The following is a 16,658-nucleotide window of genomic DNA, read 5'->3' as shown; positions in this document are numbered from 1 at the left end:
CTACTCCGGTTTACGACCCAACAGGGCCACTTCGGCAACCAGGCGTTGTTTCAACTCTGAAACGTCCATTACGCCCAAGTCCTCGCCGGACTGGGTGCGAACTGCCACCTGATTGCTCTGCATTTCTTTGTCACCAGCGACCAACAAATAAGGAACCTTGGCCAATGTGTGCTGGCGAATCTTATAGCCGACCTTCTCATTCCTCAAGTCAGACTGGACCCTAAATCCATCTAATGCCAGTTCTGCACTGATTTTTTCGATGTATTCGCCCTGTTTATCGGTGATGTTCATCAAAACAGCCTGGGTCGGCGCCAACCACAGCGGCAAATCGCCAGCGTGGTTTTCGATCAAAATCCCGATAAAGCGCTCGAATGAACCTAGTACAGCGCGGTGCAACATGACCGGACGATGACGATCGCCGTCTTCGCCGACGTAATTGATGTCCAATCGCTCGGGCATAAAGAAGTCGACCTGCATGGTGCCACACTGCCAGACCCGGCCCAAACAGTCTTTCAGGCTGTATTCGATTTTTGGCCCGTAAAATGCACCCTCGCCCGGCAGCTCTTTCCAGTCCAAGCCCAAGTCGTTGAGCGCATCCGCCAATGTCTTTTCGGCCTTGTCCCAGGTCGCGTCATCGCCGACCCGTTTTTCAGGGCGCGTGGACATGCGCACAATGACTTCGTCAAAGCCCAACGCTTGGTAGATGGCATAGAGCATGGTGTTGAAGCGACGCACTTCCTCGCCGACCTGCTCGGGCGTGCAAAAAATATGGCCATCGTCTTGGGTAAAGTTACGCACCCGCATCAACCCGTGCAGTGACCCCGAGGGCTCATTACGGTGGCAACAGCCAAACTCTGCCAATCGAATCGGCAAGTCGCGGTAGCTTTTGACACCCTGGTCAAACACCTGGCAATGCGCGGGGCAGTTCATCGGCTTAATCGCGTAGTCGCGTTTTTCACTGGACGTGGTAAACATCGCGTCGGCGTAGTTATCCCAGTGCCCCGTGCGCTTCCAAAACGCCTGATCCATCATCATCGGCGTGCGAATTTCCTGATAGCCCTCGGCTTTTTGGCACTCGCGGACGTACTGCTCTAACACCTGATAAATCGTCCATCCTTGGGGGTGCCAAAACACCATGCCCGGGGCTTCTTCTTGCAAGTGGAACAGGTCCATACGCTTCGCCAGCTCACGGTGGTCGCGCCGCTTGGCTTCTTCGAGGAACTTCTGGTGCGCCTTCAAATCATCTTTACTGTTGAACGCAATGCCGTAAATCCGCTGTAACTGGGGATTGTTGGCGTCACCGCGCCAATAAGCACCGGTGATATTAGTCAACTTAAAGTAACGCAACACGCGCGTATTCGGCACGTGCGGACCGCGGCACATATCAACGTATTCTTGGTGGTGATACAGCGCGATCGGCTGACCGTCGTCAGGAATGTCGTTATTGATAATCTCTTGCTTGTACGGTTCGCCGCGACTAGCAAAGGTTGCCAGCGCCTCGGCGCGGCTGACCCACTGTTTGACCACCGGGTAGTCGGTTTTGACCAGCTCCTTAATGCGTTTTTCAAGCGCCGCCAAATCATCCGGCGTCAGCGCCCGTTCAAAGTCAACGTCGTAGTAGAAACCGTGCTCAATGACCGGCCCGATCGCCATTTTGATACCGGGGAACAACTGTTTAGCTGCGTGACCGACCAAGTGCGCGAATGAGTGGCGGATAACCTCGACGCCCTCGTCGTCACGCCCAGTGATGAGTTCAATCTTTGCATCCGCCGTAATCGGCTCGCAGGCATCCTTTAAAACGCCGTCGACACGCCCACAAACAGTGGCCTTGGCCAAGCCAGGCCCAATATCCGCGGCGACGTCCATTAAGGTCACAGGCACATCAAATTGGCGCTGGCTGCCGTCCGGCAAAGAAATAGTAATCAAAGTCAGTCCTTAGTATAGGTTACGGTCGCCCTACGTCGGCGTTCCGGAGGCCGCGTAGTCTACGGTAGCTGGGCTAAAATCGCGACCCACCGCACTGTTGTTTCAGCGACCAACGCATTAGTATTAATGCCTGCACCGACGAGGATTACCGTGCAACTACGATTCAAAATCGCGCTGCTGGTGTTCTGCCCCACGGCCGCGCTGCTGATGCTGACACTGCTCACCATGCAAAATTTGGTGTCGGATGACTTGGCCAGCGTGCGCGACTCCAGCTTCAAAGCAACCACGTCGATTCTATCCGAACCCGTGGTCGAGGCCTTCCTCGAACAAGACTTCGCCCGCCTCGACGAGTTCTTTTTAAACCTGCGTCAATCCCCTGATATTTTGGAAGGCGTCGCGGTTGATCGCGACCTTAAAATTATTGCCTCCGCCGACCCTCGCCAATTAGGCAAACCATTCGTTGCCATCGGTGAAAATTGGTACACCAGCGAACTGGTCGTTGGCGGACGCGAGCGCGGCACGTTATGGCTGCACTTTGACGAAAGCCAGGCCAAAGCGGCATTGGGCAATGTATTTGCCACTGGCATCCTGCTGTCGACCGTAACCCTGCTCATTTTGGCCGCCGTGGCCTACTGGATTGGTAACCAACTGAGCCGCAGCATGGGCGCATTGGCCCAATCCGCACAGCGATTCGCGCAAGGAGAGCTGACTCACCGGACTGGCATGAAGGGTGGCGACGAAATCAGCTCCGTCGGCCAAGCCTTTGACATCATGGCCGATCAGATCCAATCCAATATGGCGGACCTGCACCGCAGCGAACAGCGCACCAGCCTGGCGCTGAGCGCTGGCGGCATGGGCATTTGGGTGTACGAAGCGCGCGAACGCAACGTCCATATCGACGACCGCTTGGCCGAACTCTACGAAGTACACGGCGCCCACGATAACGTTGCTGTTGACCAATTGCTGTCGCGCGTCCATCCGGACGACGCCGAATCGCGCGCCGCCTTTTTTGACGAAGCGCTAGTCACGGACGCCGTGGTGTCACGTGACTTTCGAGTCCGACGAACCGACGGCAGCATTCGCTGGGTACGCTCACAAGCGACCGCATTGTTCGCAGGCACCAAAGGTAGCCTCGTCATTGGGATCGATCAGGACATCACCGACGAAACCCTGCGCTTCAGCGAGATCGAACGGCTTAAGGACGAGTTAATGCGTTCGAACAGTGAGCTGGATGATTTTGCCCACATTGCCTCGCACGACCTTAAAGAGCCCCTGCGCGGCATCAGCAACTACGCCAACTTCTTAAAAGAGGACTACGGCGACGACCTGGACGACACCGCCAATCAATACATGGACCGCATGATCAGCCTGAGCAAAAACCTCAGCGACATGATTGCGGACCTGCTGAGGATGTCGCGCATTACCCGGCTTGACAGCACCAGACACATCACCCATTGGCAGCAGGTGATTGAGGACATCCGTGAGTCGCTGGCCTTTACGTTTGAAGAAAAGCAGGTCGAACTGACCGCCGACGACACGCTAGCACCGGTCACACTGGACCCTGCGGCGCTGCGCGAATTGCTGCGTAACTTGATCGTTAATGGCGTCAAGTACAACGAATCGGACATCCCAACCATCCATGTTGGCTATGACCCGGCTGCGGCTGCATTTTTCGTTGAAGACAATGGCATCGGCATCGCCGAACAACACATTCCCGAAGTGTTCGCGCCGTTCCGCCACCTTAACCCCCACGATCGGTATGGCCGCAGCACCGGGCTGGGCGCAACCATTTGCCAAAAACTGGTCACCAACGCCGGCGGCAAGATCTGGATCACGTCAGAAGTGGGCACTGGTTCAAAGTTCTGGTTCACACTGCCGACTGCCTGATCCCTAAGACAAGGCGCGCCCAAAAGACCGGCGTTAGGGTGGCGCCATGAACTACACATTGGATTTATCTCTGATTGCTGCAGCCGTCGGCACAGCCTCCCTCAACACACCCGCCGCCATTATTGCAGGCTTCGGACTCAGCGTAGTCGTGGCCTATCGCGCCTTTGACCGCGTCAGGCAAACTCATGGCGCCCAAGTCATCAGCCTTGAACGTGGCCAGCTACAGCTGGCATCACAGGAACTCAATGCCTTCTGGGCGCCCTGTAACGTCACCAGCCAGCTAACACCCAGCAACCCGGACACGCACTTGCACCATCACCTACTAACCACTGAGGACGCATTGATGCAGGCGTCAACCGAAGCGGGCGGGCTGGATGGATTGCTTGAGGATCTGCAGCACCGGGGACAACACGCCGAACTGTTGGCGCTGAACGCATTATTTGATGCCGCCGCAGCCGATGGCGAGGGCGGCGGATTTGCGGTGGTAGCAGAGGAAACACTGCGACTGGCCCAGCGCAGTGTTGCACTGAGTACCGCCGCACGGCCGATTGTTCGCCAAATCCATCTGTCAGCGGACGCGCTGGCGTCACAACTGACCCGCTATGTTCGTAGCGGTACCGACGCCACACAAGCCATCGATGCGATCGCTACATTGGCGCAGTCGATCGCGGTCACATTGCTGGACATCGAGGGTCAACTGACACGCGCAATCTCATCGGACGAACGGCTACGCGGTCGGCTGCAAAGCTTGAGTCATACACTGGAAAATTCAGTCACGGTTGCAACCCAACTACAGTCGCTGTGTTCGAAATTAAAGAAGGCATAAATAAGAAGTGGTGGGTCCGGGCAGATTCGAACTGCCGACCTCTGCCATGTCAAGGCAGCGCTCTAACCAACTGAGCTACGGACCCCCGATTTGGGGCTATAGTTAAGAGCGTGCGCCCTCAACAGGTCGCGAATAATAGAGACCGCGACCGGCCTTGTAAAGCCCTAAAATGCGTTTTGTTGGATCGTATGCAATTGGTCGCGCAGCGCCGCTGCCTTCTCGAAATCCAGGGCCTTTGCGGCCTGATACATGTCCTCTTCCAACTGCGTCATCGCCTTGGACAACTGCTTTGGCGTCATGCCCCGAACATCGACCACTTCGACCTTGGATTTAACGGTTTCCTTGGTCGCGCCCTTCTTGCCGCGCGCGCCCACCACGACCGCCCCTTCCATGATGTCATCGATGCGTTTATTGACCGACTTGGGGACAATGCCATGGGCTTTATTGTGGGCCTCTTGCTTGTTTCGGCGGCGATCGGTTTCGTCGATACTGCGTCGCATCGAGTCGGTGATGCGATCGGCGTACAAAATGGCCTTGCCGTTCAAGTGACGGGCGGCACGTCCGATGGTTTGGATCAAGGAGCGATCCGAACGCAAGAACCCTTCCTTATCAGCGTCCATGATCGCAACCAATGACACCTCGGGCATATCCAGGCCCTCGCGCAGCAAGTTGATCCCGACCAATACATCAAACTCGCCCAGCCGCAGGTCACGGATAATCTCGACCCGTTCGACCGTGTCGATGTCCGAATGCAGGTAGCGGATACGCACACCATGGTCGCGCAGGTATTCCGTCAGATCCTCAGCCATGCGCTTGGTCAGCACGGTAATCAGCACGCGCTCGTCCACCGCCACGCGCTTATGTATTTCACCCAGGACATCATCGACCTGACTCAGAGCCGGGCGAATCTCGACCTGGGGATCAATCAGCCCGGTCGGCCGAACGACCTGCTCGACGGTCTGGTCCGAGTTCGCCGCCTCGTATTTGGACGGCGTCGCGCTGACAAAAATGCACTGGGGCTTAATCGCTTCCCATTCATCCAACCGCAGCGGTCGATTGTCCAGCGCGCTGGGCAAGCGAAAGCCGTAACTGACCAAGGTTTCTTTGCGCGAACGGTCACCTTTGTACATCGCACCCAGCTGCGGGACCATAACGTGACTTTCGTCAATCACCAGCAGTGAATCCGGCGGCAGGTAATCAAACAGCGTCGGCGGCGCCTCTCCGGGCGATTTACCAGACAGGTAGCGCGAGTAGTTTTCGATGCCCTGGCAATAGCCGAGTTCTTGCATCATTTCCAAATCATAGGTCGTGCGCTGGGATAAGCGCTGGGCTTCTAGCAGTTGGTGGTTGTCTTGCAACACTTTGAGGCGGTCGGCCAACTCATCCTTGATCAAATCGATGGCGTCAATAATTCGGTGCTTTGGGGTGACGTAGTGGCTTTTTGGATACACCGTAAAGCGCGGCAGCTCGCGCAAGGTTTGACCGGTCAAGGGATCGAACATCGTGATCCGCTCAACTTCGTCGTCAAACAGCTCGAACCGGACCGCCTGGCCGTCCGACTCGGCCGGAAAAATATCAATGACATCGCCGCGCGCGCGGTAGGTCGAGCGTTGCAACTGCATGTCGTTGCGGGTGTACTGCAGCTCCGCTAGGCGGCGCAAGATATCGCGCTGGCCAATACGGTCACCACGGCTGATGTGCAAAATCATTTGGTGATAAGCGGCGGGATCGCCCAGTCCATATATTGCGGACACCGTGGCCACAATGATCGTGTCCGAGCGCTCTAACAGCGCTTTGGTCGCCGACAAGCGCATCTGCTCGATGTGCTCGTTGATCTGGGCATCTTTCTCGATAAAGGTATCGGATGAGGGCACGTAGGCTTCAGGTTGGTAGTAATCGTAGTACGAAACAAAGTACTCAACCGCATTATCCGGAAAGAACTCTTTGAACTCGCCATACAGCTGCGCGGCCAAGGTTTTATTGTGCGTTAGAACGATCGTTGGGCGCTGAACGGCCTCGATGACCTTGGCCACCGTGAAGGTCTTGCCGGAACCGGTCACACCCAGCAGGGTTTGATGGGCCAAGCCCATATTGATGCCGTCTACCAATCCGGCAATGGCTGTGGGTTGGTCGCCGCTCGGCTCGAACGGGCTTTTAACGCGAAATTTGTTGGTCATGGCCCAAGGTTGAGTCCTATGGGCCCAAGACTCAAGGTTTAATGAGGCGCAGATCGCCCAACAGGCTTTTTAGGTCGCCGCGGGAGACGCCAGCATGTCGCCCATTGGAGCGGGCTTTCCATTCCCACAGCAAGCGGCAGGCCTCGCGGTGAGCCATGTCAGGAAACCACAGCATAACGTGGTCGGGGCGGATTTCATTGGTATCCATACTGATATTAAGATCGGAATACATCGTCATTACCTCCAAACGGCAACGTTGATTGTTTGCGTACCCCTACCATCGACCAGCGGACAAAAAAGCCCCAGACACAAGACCATAAAATGTGAACAACATCACGATTCAAAGGTGGTCAGTCTTGCCCTGTACTGTTGAACTGGCCCTCATTTGTTGAATTATCAGCACAATCGCACCGGCCGCGCCGGCCATGGGTGCCAACACGCCGGGCCACATCAGCGCGACCCCAGCCACCAACGCCAACGCCCGTCCCCACACGGGCAACGCGTATTCAAGCCACCCTTCAAGCGCCCCGGCGACCAAGTAAATGCCGACCAAAGCGGTGCTGCCGACCCAAAACACCGCCGCCCAATCACCCGATAGAATCGGCGAGTAGGCAAACAGCAACGGCACAATGTACAAGCCCTTGGACAGCTTCCAGCTGGTAAAGCCGGTTTTCATCGGATGGCTTTTGGCAATCGCCGCCGCCGTAAACGCCGCCAAACACACAGGCGGGGTCACATTCGAGTCCTGCGACAACCAAAAAATAATCATGTGTGACGCCAGCAATGCCGCCGTGGCCGCCTCAGGGGCAACCAGCATGTCGCGAATCATCGGCTTTATGTCCGGCCCGGCCTGGGCCCACATCGCAGCCACTTCGGCCGCACTGGAGTCCGCACTGAACCCCGGCAGTCCCATCTGAACGACCGGCAGGATCGACTCGTTAACGCCCATTAACAGCGCCGGCACGACCGCCTGGTCGGCAATCATGCTGGCCAGTGCCGGGGCACTGAGTGTTGCCAGCACGATGTAGGCCGCCGTGACCGGCAACCCCATCCCCAAAACCAATGAGGCGATCGCAATCAAACCGATCGCGATGACGACATTGCCGCCAGCCCAATCGGCGATCATCAAGCTGAAGGTATTGCCGATGCCAGCGGTCGCGATGACGTTGACGATCAGGCCGACCGAACACAGCAATATCGCGGTCATCACCATGTTTTTCGAGCCCAACACCAAGGCGTCCAAGACATCGAAAACGCCCATCGGCCGCTGGGTCAGGTGACTGGATGCGATGATCGCAACAATCCCAATGACCGCCGCATAAGTCGGGGTGAAACCGGACACCAGTAAACCAATCAACAAACAGATCGGAATAACGAAGCTTGCGCCACCCCGTTTGAAGGCCTGGCCCAGCGTCAGCTGTTCTTCGTTTTCCATCGGTTTCAAATCGAGCTTACGTGCTTGAATGCGCACGAAATAGATGACCGAGGCAAAGTACAAAAGCGCAGGCACTGCCGCCGCCAGCGCGATGGTTTCGTAGGGTATTTGGGTATAAGCGGCCATCACAAAGGCGCCCGCCCCCATAATCGGCGGCATTAATTGGCCGCCGGTGGAGGCGCTAGCTTCGACCGCGCCGGCAAAGCGCGCCGGGAAACCCGCGCGCTTCATCATCGGGATAGTGATCACCCCGGTGCTGGCAGTGTTGGCCACGGCCGAACCGCTGATGGTGCCGGTCAATCCGGACGCCAGTACCGCCACGATTCCCGGGCCGCCCTGCAGGCGTCCGGCGACTGCGCGGGCCAGGTCAATGACGAACTCACCGGCGCCGGAGCGCACCAGAAAAGCGCCGAAAATAATAAATACAAAAACATAGGTCGACGAGATTCGGCTGATGGTGCCAAACAGCGCGTCATCGCCGTAGACCGAGCGGAATGCGAGAGTTTCGAGGGACAGTCCTCCGAAGCTAAACACGCCGGGGACATATTTGCCCCAAAACGACAGATAGGTCAGGCAGACAATGATGAGACAGGGCACAACCCAGCCCGCCACACGCCGCGAAAACTCGATCGCCGCCAGTATCAACACGCCAATCGCGGTCCAATCGACCGCTATCAAGCGCACGCCACGGTCGTAAATTGCGTCCTCACCCAAGATCACATGGGAGGCCGCCCAGGCCACGGCCCCGGCAAAAATAAGGTCCAGGATCCAGCCTTTGCGTTCATACGCATGGCCCAAGTTGGCCGGGCGCGTCAGCGCCGCCAGCACGACAAAACCACCAAAATGGATGGCATTGCGCGCAAACTCAGACACCACCGGCACAAAAGCGACCCAGAGGTGGAAAATAGCGATCACTAGCCCAAGCAGCCAGGCCACATGGGACAGGCCGCCGGGTATATTTCTGTCAAACATAATTAGGGAACGGGCGAGCCTTGCGGCCCGCCCTGCCGCTTAGTTAGCGATCAAACGAGCGGGGATTTCAATACCCTGCTCTTGGTAGAAACGCGCGGCACCGGGGTGCAGCGGCGCAGGCAGACCGGAAATGGCTTTTTCAAGGGCCATCGCCTTAGTTGCGGGGTGGATGCCGTTCAAGAACGCCAAGTTTTCGTAAATTGTCTTGGTGATCAAGTAAACGTCTTCTTCGTTGACGTCCGCATGGGTCGCCATGAAGTTAGGCTGCGCCACCGTTTGAACGTCGGCGTCTTGGCCTGGGTAAGTGCCCGCGGGGATGGTAAAGGGCGTCCACAACTCAAACCCGCCGTCGGCGCGCTTTTGCTGCTCCGGGGTCATGGTCAGTAGGGTCACATCATCACCCGCCGAGGCTTTTAACTTGGTAATTGCGCCAACCGGGATACCCGCTGGGATACCGACACCGGCTACCTGACCGTTTTGCAGGGCATCAGCCGAGGGGCCATAACCGCCGTGCATCAAGCTAACGTCCGCGTAAATGTCCAAGCCCAGATTCGACATGATCGCCGCGTTCGAACCAATGGTGCCCGAGTTCTTATTGCCCATCGCCAAGGTTTCGCCCTTCAGCCCGACGATATCATCCACCGTGCCGGTCTTGGCGAACTCGCTTTGAACAATGTAGTGCTCGACGTTTTGCCACAGCATCGACACCGAACGCAGGTGTTTTTGAGCGCCGTCTTTTTCGACGGGGCCGACACCCTGATAGCCGTAGTAGCCGTACAAGCCCTGCAAGATCGCAAACTGGGCTTCGCCCTCGCGCAGCAGACGCAAGTTTTCACCTGAACCGGCCGAGTTAATCGCCGACATGCCAATCTTCATTTTCGGCTGCAGCTTGATTTTGGTCAGGGTCGAGATCGCCACGCCGACCGGGTAGTAGGTACCGCCGGTGGAGGCCGTGGCCAAGATGTAGTTGCCCTCAGCCTGAGCCAATGGCGTCAGACCCATGGCAGCGACCGCGAGGCCTGCGAGAATAGGTTGTTTCATGCGACTTCCTTTTATTTTTTTGTAGTGGAACCTACTGACAGTAACCCAGACGATTCGGGCCTTACAAGGCCCGAATCAGGCCACCGTCAATTCGAATTTGGCTGCCGGTGACGTAGCTGGCGCGTTCGCTGCAAATAAATGCCGCTACGTCTCCAAATTCGCGCGGGTCGCCATAGCGCGCCGCCGGAATGGTGGCGATCGAACGCGTGCGTGCCTCTTGCGGCGTGATGTCGGCGGCTTTAGCGGCACCTGCATCAATTGCCTTGACGCGATCGGTATCAACTCGGCCAGGTAACAACAGATTCACCGTGACGCCGTCCGCGGCGACCTGCTCGGCCAACGACTTGGCATAGGCGGCCAAGGCACTGCGCAGGGTGTTCGAGATCGCCAATTTTGGAATCGGTATTTGGATACCCGAGGACGACACTACCGCGATCCGGCCCCAGCCCGCTGACTGCATGTGCGGCAGTGCCGATTCGATCACCGCAATCATGCCCTTGACCATCATGTCAAAGTGCGACTGCCAAACGTCCTCGGCGATACCCGGAACGGTGCCCGGAGGCGGCCCACCGGCGTTGGCGACCAAGATGTCGTAGCGACCGCCCGCCACCAATTGACACAGCGCGTCACGCTGTTGCGCGTCGCCGACGTCAATCACCTGCATATCCGCAGTCGCGCCAAGCGCTTGCAACTCCGCCACGACCGCGCCAAGTTTGGTCGCATCGCGTGCCACCACCGTGACCGCGGCGCCCTCGCCGGCCAACGACAAGGCGATGGCCCGGCCAATGCCCTGTGACCCACCCATGACCAGCGCGCGTTTATTCGTGATTCCCAGATCCATGTTGAATTCCTTTATTGTTTGACTGTTCAGTGGGGGCAACTTGGCGGATAAAAAGCCCAATACCCAGACGCAAAAAACCCCAGACAATGCTGGGGTTAATTACTTCCAAAATGGCTCCGCTGGCTGGACTCGAACCAGCGACCAAAAGATTAACAGTCTTCTGCTCTACCAACTGAGCTACAGCGGATCAGTTTGGAACGGCGCAGATACTAGGGGCAGGCCGGCCCCGAGTCAAACGCTTTTTTGAGTTATTGATCAATTGCCACGCGTGCAGACAATGTCGACTCAAACGGCCCCTGCCAACTGGCCTGATTGGACAGGTACCAACGCAGGGTTTCGGCCAGCGCCGCACTCCAGCCGGTGGCCGGTTCGGTCAGTGCGCCGATGCCCGTATCCAGTTGTTCGGGCCAGCCGGGGTGAACAATATCAATGCCTTTCGTGTGACAGGTCCAGGTCGCATTTGGAAAGCGGTGTTTAAGGGCTGGGTTGGTGGCAAAGAACCGTTCGAGCAACCCCGCCAGTTCATTGACCAGCGCAGCCCAACCGCGCCCTGGATTGCCGACCACTCGTCGAATGTCACCGGGGCCAATCGGCACTCGCAAATCAGCACATACACGTGCCGCCAGGTCCGGCGCATAGACCCCGTTCCAACGCACCTCGGCGGGCAGTCGCGTGGTCACCGGATAGCCCAGCAACAGCGCTGCAATCAAATCAGCGACCGGCCCTTCCATTTGACCCGGGCCAAAGGCGAGGGGCGCCGCATATAACCGTGTATCAATCGCCCCGGCGCGACCAAGACCCAGCGCCACTTCGCAGGCGACCGCTTCGGCCACCCCCAATGCGGTGGCCGGACGCATGGCAACGCGATGGCCGATAACTTTGTTGATGTCATTGCCCCAGGGCGCTGTCGAGACCACCATCCCGAGCACCGGCTTGGGACCTGATAGACCGGTCAGCGCCTGCATCGCCGCTTGGGTGCTGGCCGAAAAGTCCTCGGACGCATCCAGCGGCGCGAACGGGCCACTGTCCAAGCCGGTCGCCACGTGCAGCACCGCATCGAAGCCATGCTCGGCCAGGCAGTCCTGCAACAGCCGCGGCTCACGGATGTCGCCATGAATAAAGCGCACACCGTCGCGTGCCGCGAAATTTTGCATCCGTGCACTGGCAAATGGACTGCTCATAGAATCCAGCACCGTGACGCAGGCGTCCGTATGGGATTCAACCCAGTGACTGGCGACTTGATGCCCGATAAACCCCGCACCACCCAGCACCAATAGCTTGCGCATGCTCTGCCCTCTGTTGACTGACAAGGCTATTGTGCGCCGCGAGTGCGCGACTAACCCTGTGCTTGAGGACTAGTCCTGTCGGGGCGCGGGCTGTTCTTTGGGGTGGGCTTGAATGAAGTCACGGTTGCGCTGGTACAGCTTAATGCCGACACCCGGCACCAGTTGAATCGAGTCCGGTGTCGGGAAGCGCCCTTCGCGCTCCCGAAATTCGACAATGCGGCGCGCCAAGGCCGGGCCAACACCGCTGAGGGCCTCGGCTAGCGCCCCCTCGTCCGCGCTGTTGATGTCGACCGCACCGGCCAGTGCCGCGCCGGAAAACAAACCAATCATTAATGCCAGTTGTCGCATGTGCTGCTCCTGTGTGTTGAAGAAGCAGTCTGGCGGCATTATCCACGCTGGCCGACACACACCGGATTGGTGAGGTCGGCCTAGTCAGCGCCCAAGGTCAGATTAATCTGATGGAGGGCCTGCAATGGGTCACTCGCTTGGGTAATGGGACGACCAATGACCAAGTAAGACGATCCAGCGGCAATCGCCTGCTCAGGCGTCATGATCCGAGTTTGGTCGCCAGCGTCACTGCCGACAGGGCGAACGCCGGGCGTGACCAAACCAAAATTCAGACCGCGTTCGGCGCGCAATCGAGGCACTTCGTGAGGCGAACAGACGACACCGTCCAACCCACAGTCCTGGGTCAGTGCCGCCAGCATCGACACCCGCTCTTCGAGGCGCTCGCCGTGATGTACCTCTTCAAACTCGGCCTGTGAAAAGCTGGTCAACACGGTCACCGCAATCAGTTCCGGCGGGGCCGAAAACTGTGCCAGAGTGTCAGCAGCCTGAGTCATGGCACGGCGCCCGCAACTGGCGTGAACGTTGACCATCCAAACGCCCAAATCCGCGGCCACCGAGACCGCTCGCGATACTGTGTTCGGAATGTCATGAAACTTAAGGTCCAGGAACACATCAAAGCCCAGCGTATGGAGCTGGGCCAACAACGCAGGTCCTGCCCGGGTGTAAAGTTCTTTGCCGACTTTGAGCCGACAGTCCGCCGGATCCAAACGGCGCGCCAAGTCCAGCGCACCTTCGGCGGTTGGGTAGTCCAGGGCCACAATGACCGGGGAGTGGGTCATGCCGCGTTCCCTGGTGTTACCGTCACGGCACGATCGGCCTCAAGCCGGCGTACCTTACGGCGCAGCCCCCAGGTGCGGCCGCGAATCCACAAATAGGCCACCAACGAAATCGACACGCCCAGGGTCAACCCCAGCGCAAAGAACACCATTAACCATACGGCCAGCGCCGCCTCGGGTGTCGAAAACCAAATCAGATCAACGCTGACCATGGCCGAATTGTGCAAAAACATCACAATCCCGATCACCACCGTCAAGATCACCAATAGCACCAAACTCAATGTCTTTAACCACTGCATTTACTCACCTCGCTTTCGAGCATCGTCGACCGCATCACGCAGCGCTTTGCCGGCCTTGAATCGTGGAACATATTTGGACCCCAGCACAACTGGCTCACCAGTACGGGGGTTACGACCCACACGTGGCTCGCGGTGAGCCAGCGAAAAACTACCAAAGCCGCGCACTTCGACACGCTGTCCCCGTGACAGCGAGCGCGACATGCGCTCAATAATACCCTTCACGGCCAACTCGACGTCTTGGATCGGCAACTCGGGATGGCGCAGCGACATCCGTTCAATCAGTTCAGATCGTGTCATAAGGTGCATTCCGTTCAATTTTCATTACTATAACAAAGACTTACTAACCAGGCGTAGCACCAACGTGAAATCATGACGCAAGTCCACCGAGCCATTGCCTGCGCTTTGCTGATGTCAACCAGTGCCGTCAGCGCTGAGCGCCTAGGCGTCGAAACCGACCACCTGACGTTGATCGCGACGGAAAACGCCGCGCGGACCGGGGCTGACCTAGGCGCGCGCTTGGGCCGAACCATAACCGGCGAATCGCTGACCTTTACCCACGCCAGTCAATTGCAGCACTTGGATTGGGTTATTTTGCGCGCCATGCATTACCGCGAGGCCATCAGCTTAGGCTGGACTGCGATCGCCCGCAGCAACCGTAGTCAGCCGATCGCGCCCTTTGTGGTCGAACGCAAACCACTCAGGCACATCGCCACACCGGGTTTGAGTTCGAGCGCGCACTGGCTCGCCAAGGTGCTGGTACCGGAGGCCGTCACTGTGGAGGCCTATCTCAACAACGCCAACTGTCTGCGCGCGGTGATAGCCGGCCAAGTCGACGCCTGCCTGACCACCATAGCGGCAGCTCGCGGCTACACGACGCGTTACGGCACCCCGTTCAAACAGGTCGGCCGGGGCATTAACTTGCCGGGCGATGTGCTTTTTCGTGCACCCAGCATGGCTGGACCGACACGCATCGACGCCCTTAACGGGCTGCGACTAACCGACGGCCTACAACTGACCCAGTGGCAGTCCTTTGACCACCGCTATTATGATGGCCTACTCGCCCGGCTGCCGAAATAGCAGGCACAAAAAAGGGCGCCGAAGCGCCCTTTTTAAACAACCGGCGGGGGCTTATTCGCCGCCCATCTGCTGCTTGATCAGTGCACCAATGCTAGTCGGGCCAAAGTCAGTTGACTCCGCTTCCGTGCTCTCATTAACGCTCTTCATCGCTTCACGTTGATCGGCCAACTCCATCGCTTTGATAGAGATGGTCAGCGTGCGATCTTTGCGGTTGACGTTAGTCAGACGCGCTTCGACTTCGTCGCCGACTTTCAGCACAGTGCTGGCGTCTTCGATACGGTCTTGGCTAATTTCAGAAACACGCAGGTAGGCGTTAACCAGCGGTGAAACTTCAACTTCGGCGCCACGGGCGTCAACACTGACGACCTTACCTTTAACGACGTCACCTTTTTCGTGCGCAATCAAGAAGTCCTGGACCGGATCCTGTTCCATCTGCTTGACGCCCAACGAAATGCGCTCGCGCTCAGGGTCAATCGACAAGATGATCGCTTCGACTTCTTCGCCCTTCTTGTAACGACGTACGGCTTCTTCGCCAGTTTCGTTCCAAGAGATGTCGGACAGGTGAATCAAACCGTCAATGCCGCCTTCCAAGCCGATGAACACACCGAAGTCGGTAATTGACTTGATCGATCCTGAAACCTTATCGCCCTTCGCGGCTTTCTCTGCGAACTGCTCCCAAGGATTCTGCTGGCACTGCTTCAGACCCAACGAGATACGGCGACGCTCTTCGTCGATGTCCAAGATCATCACTTCAATCTCGTCACCCAGGTTTACAACCTTCGAGGGGTGAACGTTCTTGTTGGTCCAATCCATTTCAGACACGTGAATCAGGCCTTCGACGCCTTCTTCGATTTCAGCGAAGCAACCGTAATCAGTCAGGTTAGTGACTTTGGCGCTAACACGAGTGTTCTCGGGGTAGCGGCCTTTGATGTTGACCCACGGATCTTCACCCAGCTGCTTCAGACCCAGTGACACGCGGTTGCGCTCACGGTCAAACTTCAACACCTTGACGTCGATCTCGTCGCCAACGGCTACGATTTCAGACGGATGCTTAATGCGCTTCCACGCCATGTCTGTGATGTGCAACAGGCCGTCAACACCGCCCAGATCTACGAACGCGCCGTAATCGGTCAGGTTCTTGACAACGCCCTTAGCAGACATGCCTTCGTTCAGGTTCTTCAGCAGCTCTTCGCGTTCGGCGCTGTTTTCAGCTTCCAATACCGCGCGGCGAGAAACGACAACGTTGTTGCGCTTCTGGTCCAGCTTGATGACCTTGAATTCCAGTTCCTTGCCTTCCAGGTGAGCCACGTCGCGAACCGGACGGGTGTCAACCAAAGAACCCGGCAAGAACGCACGGATAGACTGTACGTCGACCGTGAAGCCGCCTTTAACTTTACCGTTGATCACACCATGGATGATCTCGCTGGCTTCGTGAGCCTTAGCCAGAACTTGCCATGCTTCGTGACGCTTCGCTTTTTCGCGGCTCAGGCGTGTTGCGCCGAAACCGTCTTCGACCGCGTCCAGGGCAACCTGGACGATGTCGCCGATTTCAACTTTTAGCGAGCCGTCATCAGCCAAGAACTGAGCGCGCGGGATCGCACCTTCAGACTTCAGGCCAGCGTTGACGGTGACCATTTCAGAATCGATATCGACGACAATGGCGTCAATGATCGAGCCGGGACGCATGTCCAGGTCATTAAGGGATTGTTCAAAGAGTTCAGCGAAGTTTTCGCTCATGTTTTAAGTACCTTGGGCAAGGTGCCCACT

Annotated in this window: 15 protein-coding genes and 2 tRNA genes; 3 read left to right on the top strand and 14 right to left on the bottom strand. The window is 57.5% G+C overall.

Features of this window, described 5'->3' with window-relative positions:
* Positions 1-1,926 (bottom strand): threonine--tRNA ligase, encoded by a 1,926-nt coding sequence (thrS, locus tag GH975_RS05575; RefSeq protein WP_153713575.1) that lies wholly within the window; start codon positions 1,924-1,926, stop codon positions 1-3.
* A gap of 150 nt (positions 1,927-2,076) precedes the next feature.
* Here thrS and GH975_RS05570 point away from each other — a divergent pair, with 150 nt between their 5' ends.
* Positions 2,077-3,813 (top strand): sensor histidine kinase, encoded by a 1,737-nt coding sequence (locus GH975_RS05570; protein ID WP_170272554.1) that lies wholly within the window; start codon positions 2,077-2,079, stop codon positions 3,811-3,813.
* Between the two features lie 46 nt (positions 3,814-3,859).
* Positions 3,860-4,639, top strand: a complete 780-nt coding sequence (locus GH975_RS05565; RefSeq protein ID WP_153713573.1) for a methyl-accepting chemotaxis protein — start codon at positions 3,860-3,862, stop codon at positions 4,637-4,639.
* Between the two features lie 8 nt (positions 4,640-4,647).
* On the opposite strand, the gene GH975_RS05560 is transcribed toward GH975_RS05565, so the two are convergent.
* The 12 genes from GH975_RS05560 to GH975_RS05505 all read right to left on the bottom strand — a co-directional run bounded on the left by GH975_RS05560 (position 4,648) and on the right by GH975_RS05505 (position 14,111).
* Positions 4,648-4,724 (bottom strand) — tRNA-Val (locus GH975_RS05560).
* 79 nt (positions 4,725-4,803) lie between these two features.
* Positions 4,804-6,816: an excinuclease ABC subunit UvrB gene (gene uvrB / locus GH975_RS05555; protein ID WP_153713572.1), complete on the bottom strand. Its 2,013-nt coding sequence runs from the start codon at positions 6,814-6,816 to the stop codon at positions 4,804-4,806.
* Between the two features lie 31 nt (positions 6,817-6,847).
* The gene (locus tag GH975_RS05550; protein WP_153713571.1) at positions 6,848-7,054 is read right to left on the bottom strand and encodes a hypothetical protein; all 207 of its coding nucleotides are present in this window, start codon (positions 7,052-7,054) and stop codon (positions 6,848-6,850) included.
* 102 nt (positions 7,055-7,156) lie between these two features.
* Entirely contained in the window at positions 7,157-9,223 is a 2,067-nt protein-coding gene (locus GH975_RS05545) for a TRAP transporter permease (RefSeq protein ID WP_153713570.1), read from the bottom strand.
* A gap of 39 nt (positions 9,224-9,262) precedes the next feature.
* Positions 9,263-10,264: a TAXI family TRAP transporter solute-binding subunit gene (locus GH975_RS05540; protein ID WP_153713569.1), complete on the bottom strand. Its 1,002-nt coding sequence runs from the start codon at positions 10,262-10,264 to the stop codon at positions 9,263-9,265.
* Positions 10,265-10,325: 61 nt separating this feature from the next.
* Entirely contained in the window at positions 10,326-11,105 is a 780-nt protein-coding gene (locus tag GH975_RS05535; protein WP_153713568.1) for an SDR family oxidoreductase, read from the bottom strand.
* 111 nt (positions 11,106-11,216) lie between these two features.
* Positions 11,217-11,292, bottom strand: a tRNA-Asn gene (locus GH975_RS05530).
* Between the two features lie 61 nt (positions 11,293-11,353).
* A complete protein-coding gene (locus tag GH975_RS05525) occupies positions 11,354-12,391 on the bottom strand; it encodes an NAD-dependent epimerase/dehydratase family protein (protein ID WP_153713567.1) in 1,038 nt (345 codons plus the stop codon).
* Between the two features lie 69 nt (positions 12,392-12,460).
* Positions 12,461-12,739, bottom strand: a complete 279-nt coding sequence (locus GH975_RS05520) for a ComEA family DNA-binding protein (RefSeq protein ID WP_170272553.1) — start codon at positions 12,737-12,739, stop codon at positions 12,461-12,463.
* A gap of 80 nt (positions 12,740-12,819) precedes the next feature.
* Positions 12,820-13,518: an orotidine-5'-phosphate decarboxylase gene (gene pyrF / locus GH975_RS05515; protein WP_153713565.1), complete on the bottom strand. Its 699-nt coding sequence runs from the start codon at positions 13,516-13,518 to the stop codon at positions 12,820-12,822.
* Positions 13,515-13,814: a LapA family protein gene (locus GH975_RS05510; RefSeq protein WP_153713564.1), complete on the bottom strand. Its 300-nt coding sequence runs from the start codon at positions 13,812-13,814 to the stop codon at positions 13,515-13,517. The genes pyrF and GH975_RS05510 overlap by 4 nt, the downstream gene beginning before the upstream one ends.
* Positions 13,815-14,111 (bottom strand): integration host factor subunit beta, encoded by a 297-nt coding sequence (locus GH975_RS05505; protein WP_153713563.1) that lies wholly within the window; start codon positions 14,109-14,111, stop codon positions 13,815-13,817.
* A 72-nt stretch (positions 14,112-14,183) separates the two neighbouring features.
* Between GH975_RS05505 and GH975_RS05500 the strand changes: the two genes are divergently transcribed.
* Positions 14,184-14,891, top strand: coding sequence for a type 2 periplasmic-binding domain-containing protein (locus GH975_RS05500; protein WP_153713562.1), 708 nt, complete (start codon positions 14,184-14,186; stop codon positions 14,889-14,891).
* Positions 14,892-14,942: 51 nt separating this feature from the next.
* Here GH975_RS05500 and rpsA read toward each other — a convergent pair whose 3' ends face one another.
* Positions 14,943-16,628, bottom strand: a complete 1,686-nt coding sequence (gene rpsA / locus GH975_RS05495; protein ID WP_153713561.1) for a 30S ribosomal protein S1 — start codon at positions 16,626-16,628, stop codon at positions 14,943-14,945.
* Between the last annotated feature and the right edge of the window lie 30 nt (positions 16,629-16,658).

Source organism: Litorivicinus lipolyticus (genome assembly GCF_009650135.1).
Taxonomy (GTDB): Bacteria; Pseudomonadota; Gammaproteobacteria; order Pseudomonadales; family Litorivicinaceae; genus Litorivicinus; species Litorivicinus lipolyticus.
The sequence above is the reverse complement of the archived record's forward strand: the minus strand, read 5'-3'. Positions and strand labels throughout refer to the sequence as shown.

Excerpts from the sequence above, each read along its gene's own strand:
- GH975_RS05545 (WP_153713570.1), bottom strand. The coding sequence starts at position 9,223 with ATGTTTGACAGAAATATACCCGGCGGCCTGTCCCATGTGGCCTGGCTG.
- GH975_RS05520 (WP_170272553.1), bottom strand. The coding sequence starts at position 12,739 with ATGCGACAACTGGCATTAATGATTGGTTTGTTTTCCGGCGCGGCACTG.
- uvrB (WP_153713572.1), bottom strand. The coding sequence starts at position 6,816 with ATGACCAACAAATTTCGCGTTAAAAGCCCGTTCGAGCCGAGCGGCGAC.
- GH975_RS05550 (WP_153713571.1), bottom strand. The coding sequence starts at position 7,054 with ATGACGATGTATTCCGATCTTAATATCAGTATGGATACCAATGAAATC.
- GH975_RS05540 (WP_153713569.1), bottom strand. The coding sequence starts at position 10,264 with ATGAAACAACCTATTCTCGCAGGCCTCGCGGTCGCTGCCATGGGTCTG.
- GH975_RS05500 (WP_153713562.1), top strand. The coding sequence starts at position 14,184 with ATGACGCAAGTCCACCGAGCCATTGCCTGCGCTTTGCTGATGTCAACC.
- GH975_RS05510 (WP_153713564.1), bottom strand. The coding sequence starts at position 13,814 with ATGCAGTGGTTAAAGACATTGAGTTTGGTGCTATTGGTGATCTTGACG.
- GH975_RS05535 (WP_153713568.1), bottom strand. The coding sequence starts at position 11,105 with ATGGATCTGGGAATCACGAATAAACGCGCGCTGGTCATGGGTGGGTCA.
- rpsA (WP_153713561.1), bottom strand. The coding sequence starts at position 16,628 with ATGAGCGAAAACTTCGCTGAACTCTTTGAACAATCCCTTAATGACCTG.
- GH975_RS05505 (WP_153713563.1), bottom strand. The coding sequence starts at position 14,111 with ATGACACGATCTGAACTGATTGAACGGATGTCGCTGCGCCATCCCGAG.
- GH975_RS05525 (WP_153713567.1), bottom strand. The coding sequence starts at position 12,391 with ATGCGCAAGCTATTGGTGCTGGGTGGTGCGGGGTTTATCGGGCATCAA.
- GH975_RS05565 (WP_153713573.1), top strand. The coding sequence starts at position 3,860 with ATGAACTACACATTGGATTTATCTCTGATTGCTGCAGCCGTCGGCACA.
- pyrF (WP_153713565.1), bottom strand. The coding sequence starts at position 13,518 with ATGACCCACTCCCCGGTCATTGTGGCCCTGGACTACCCAACCGCCGAA.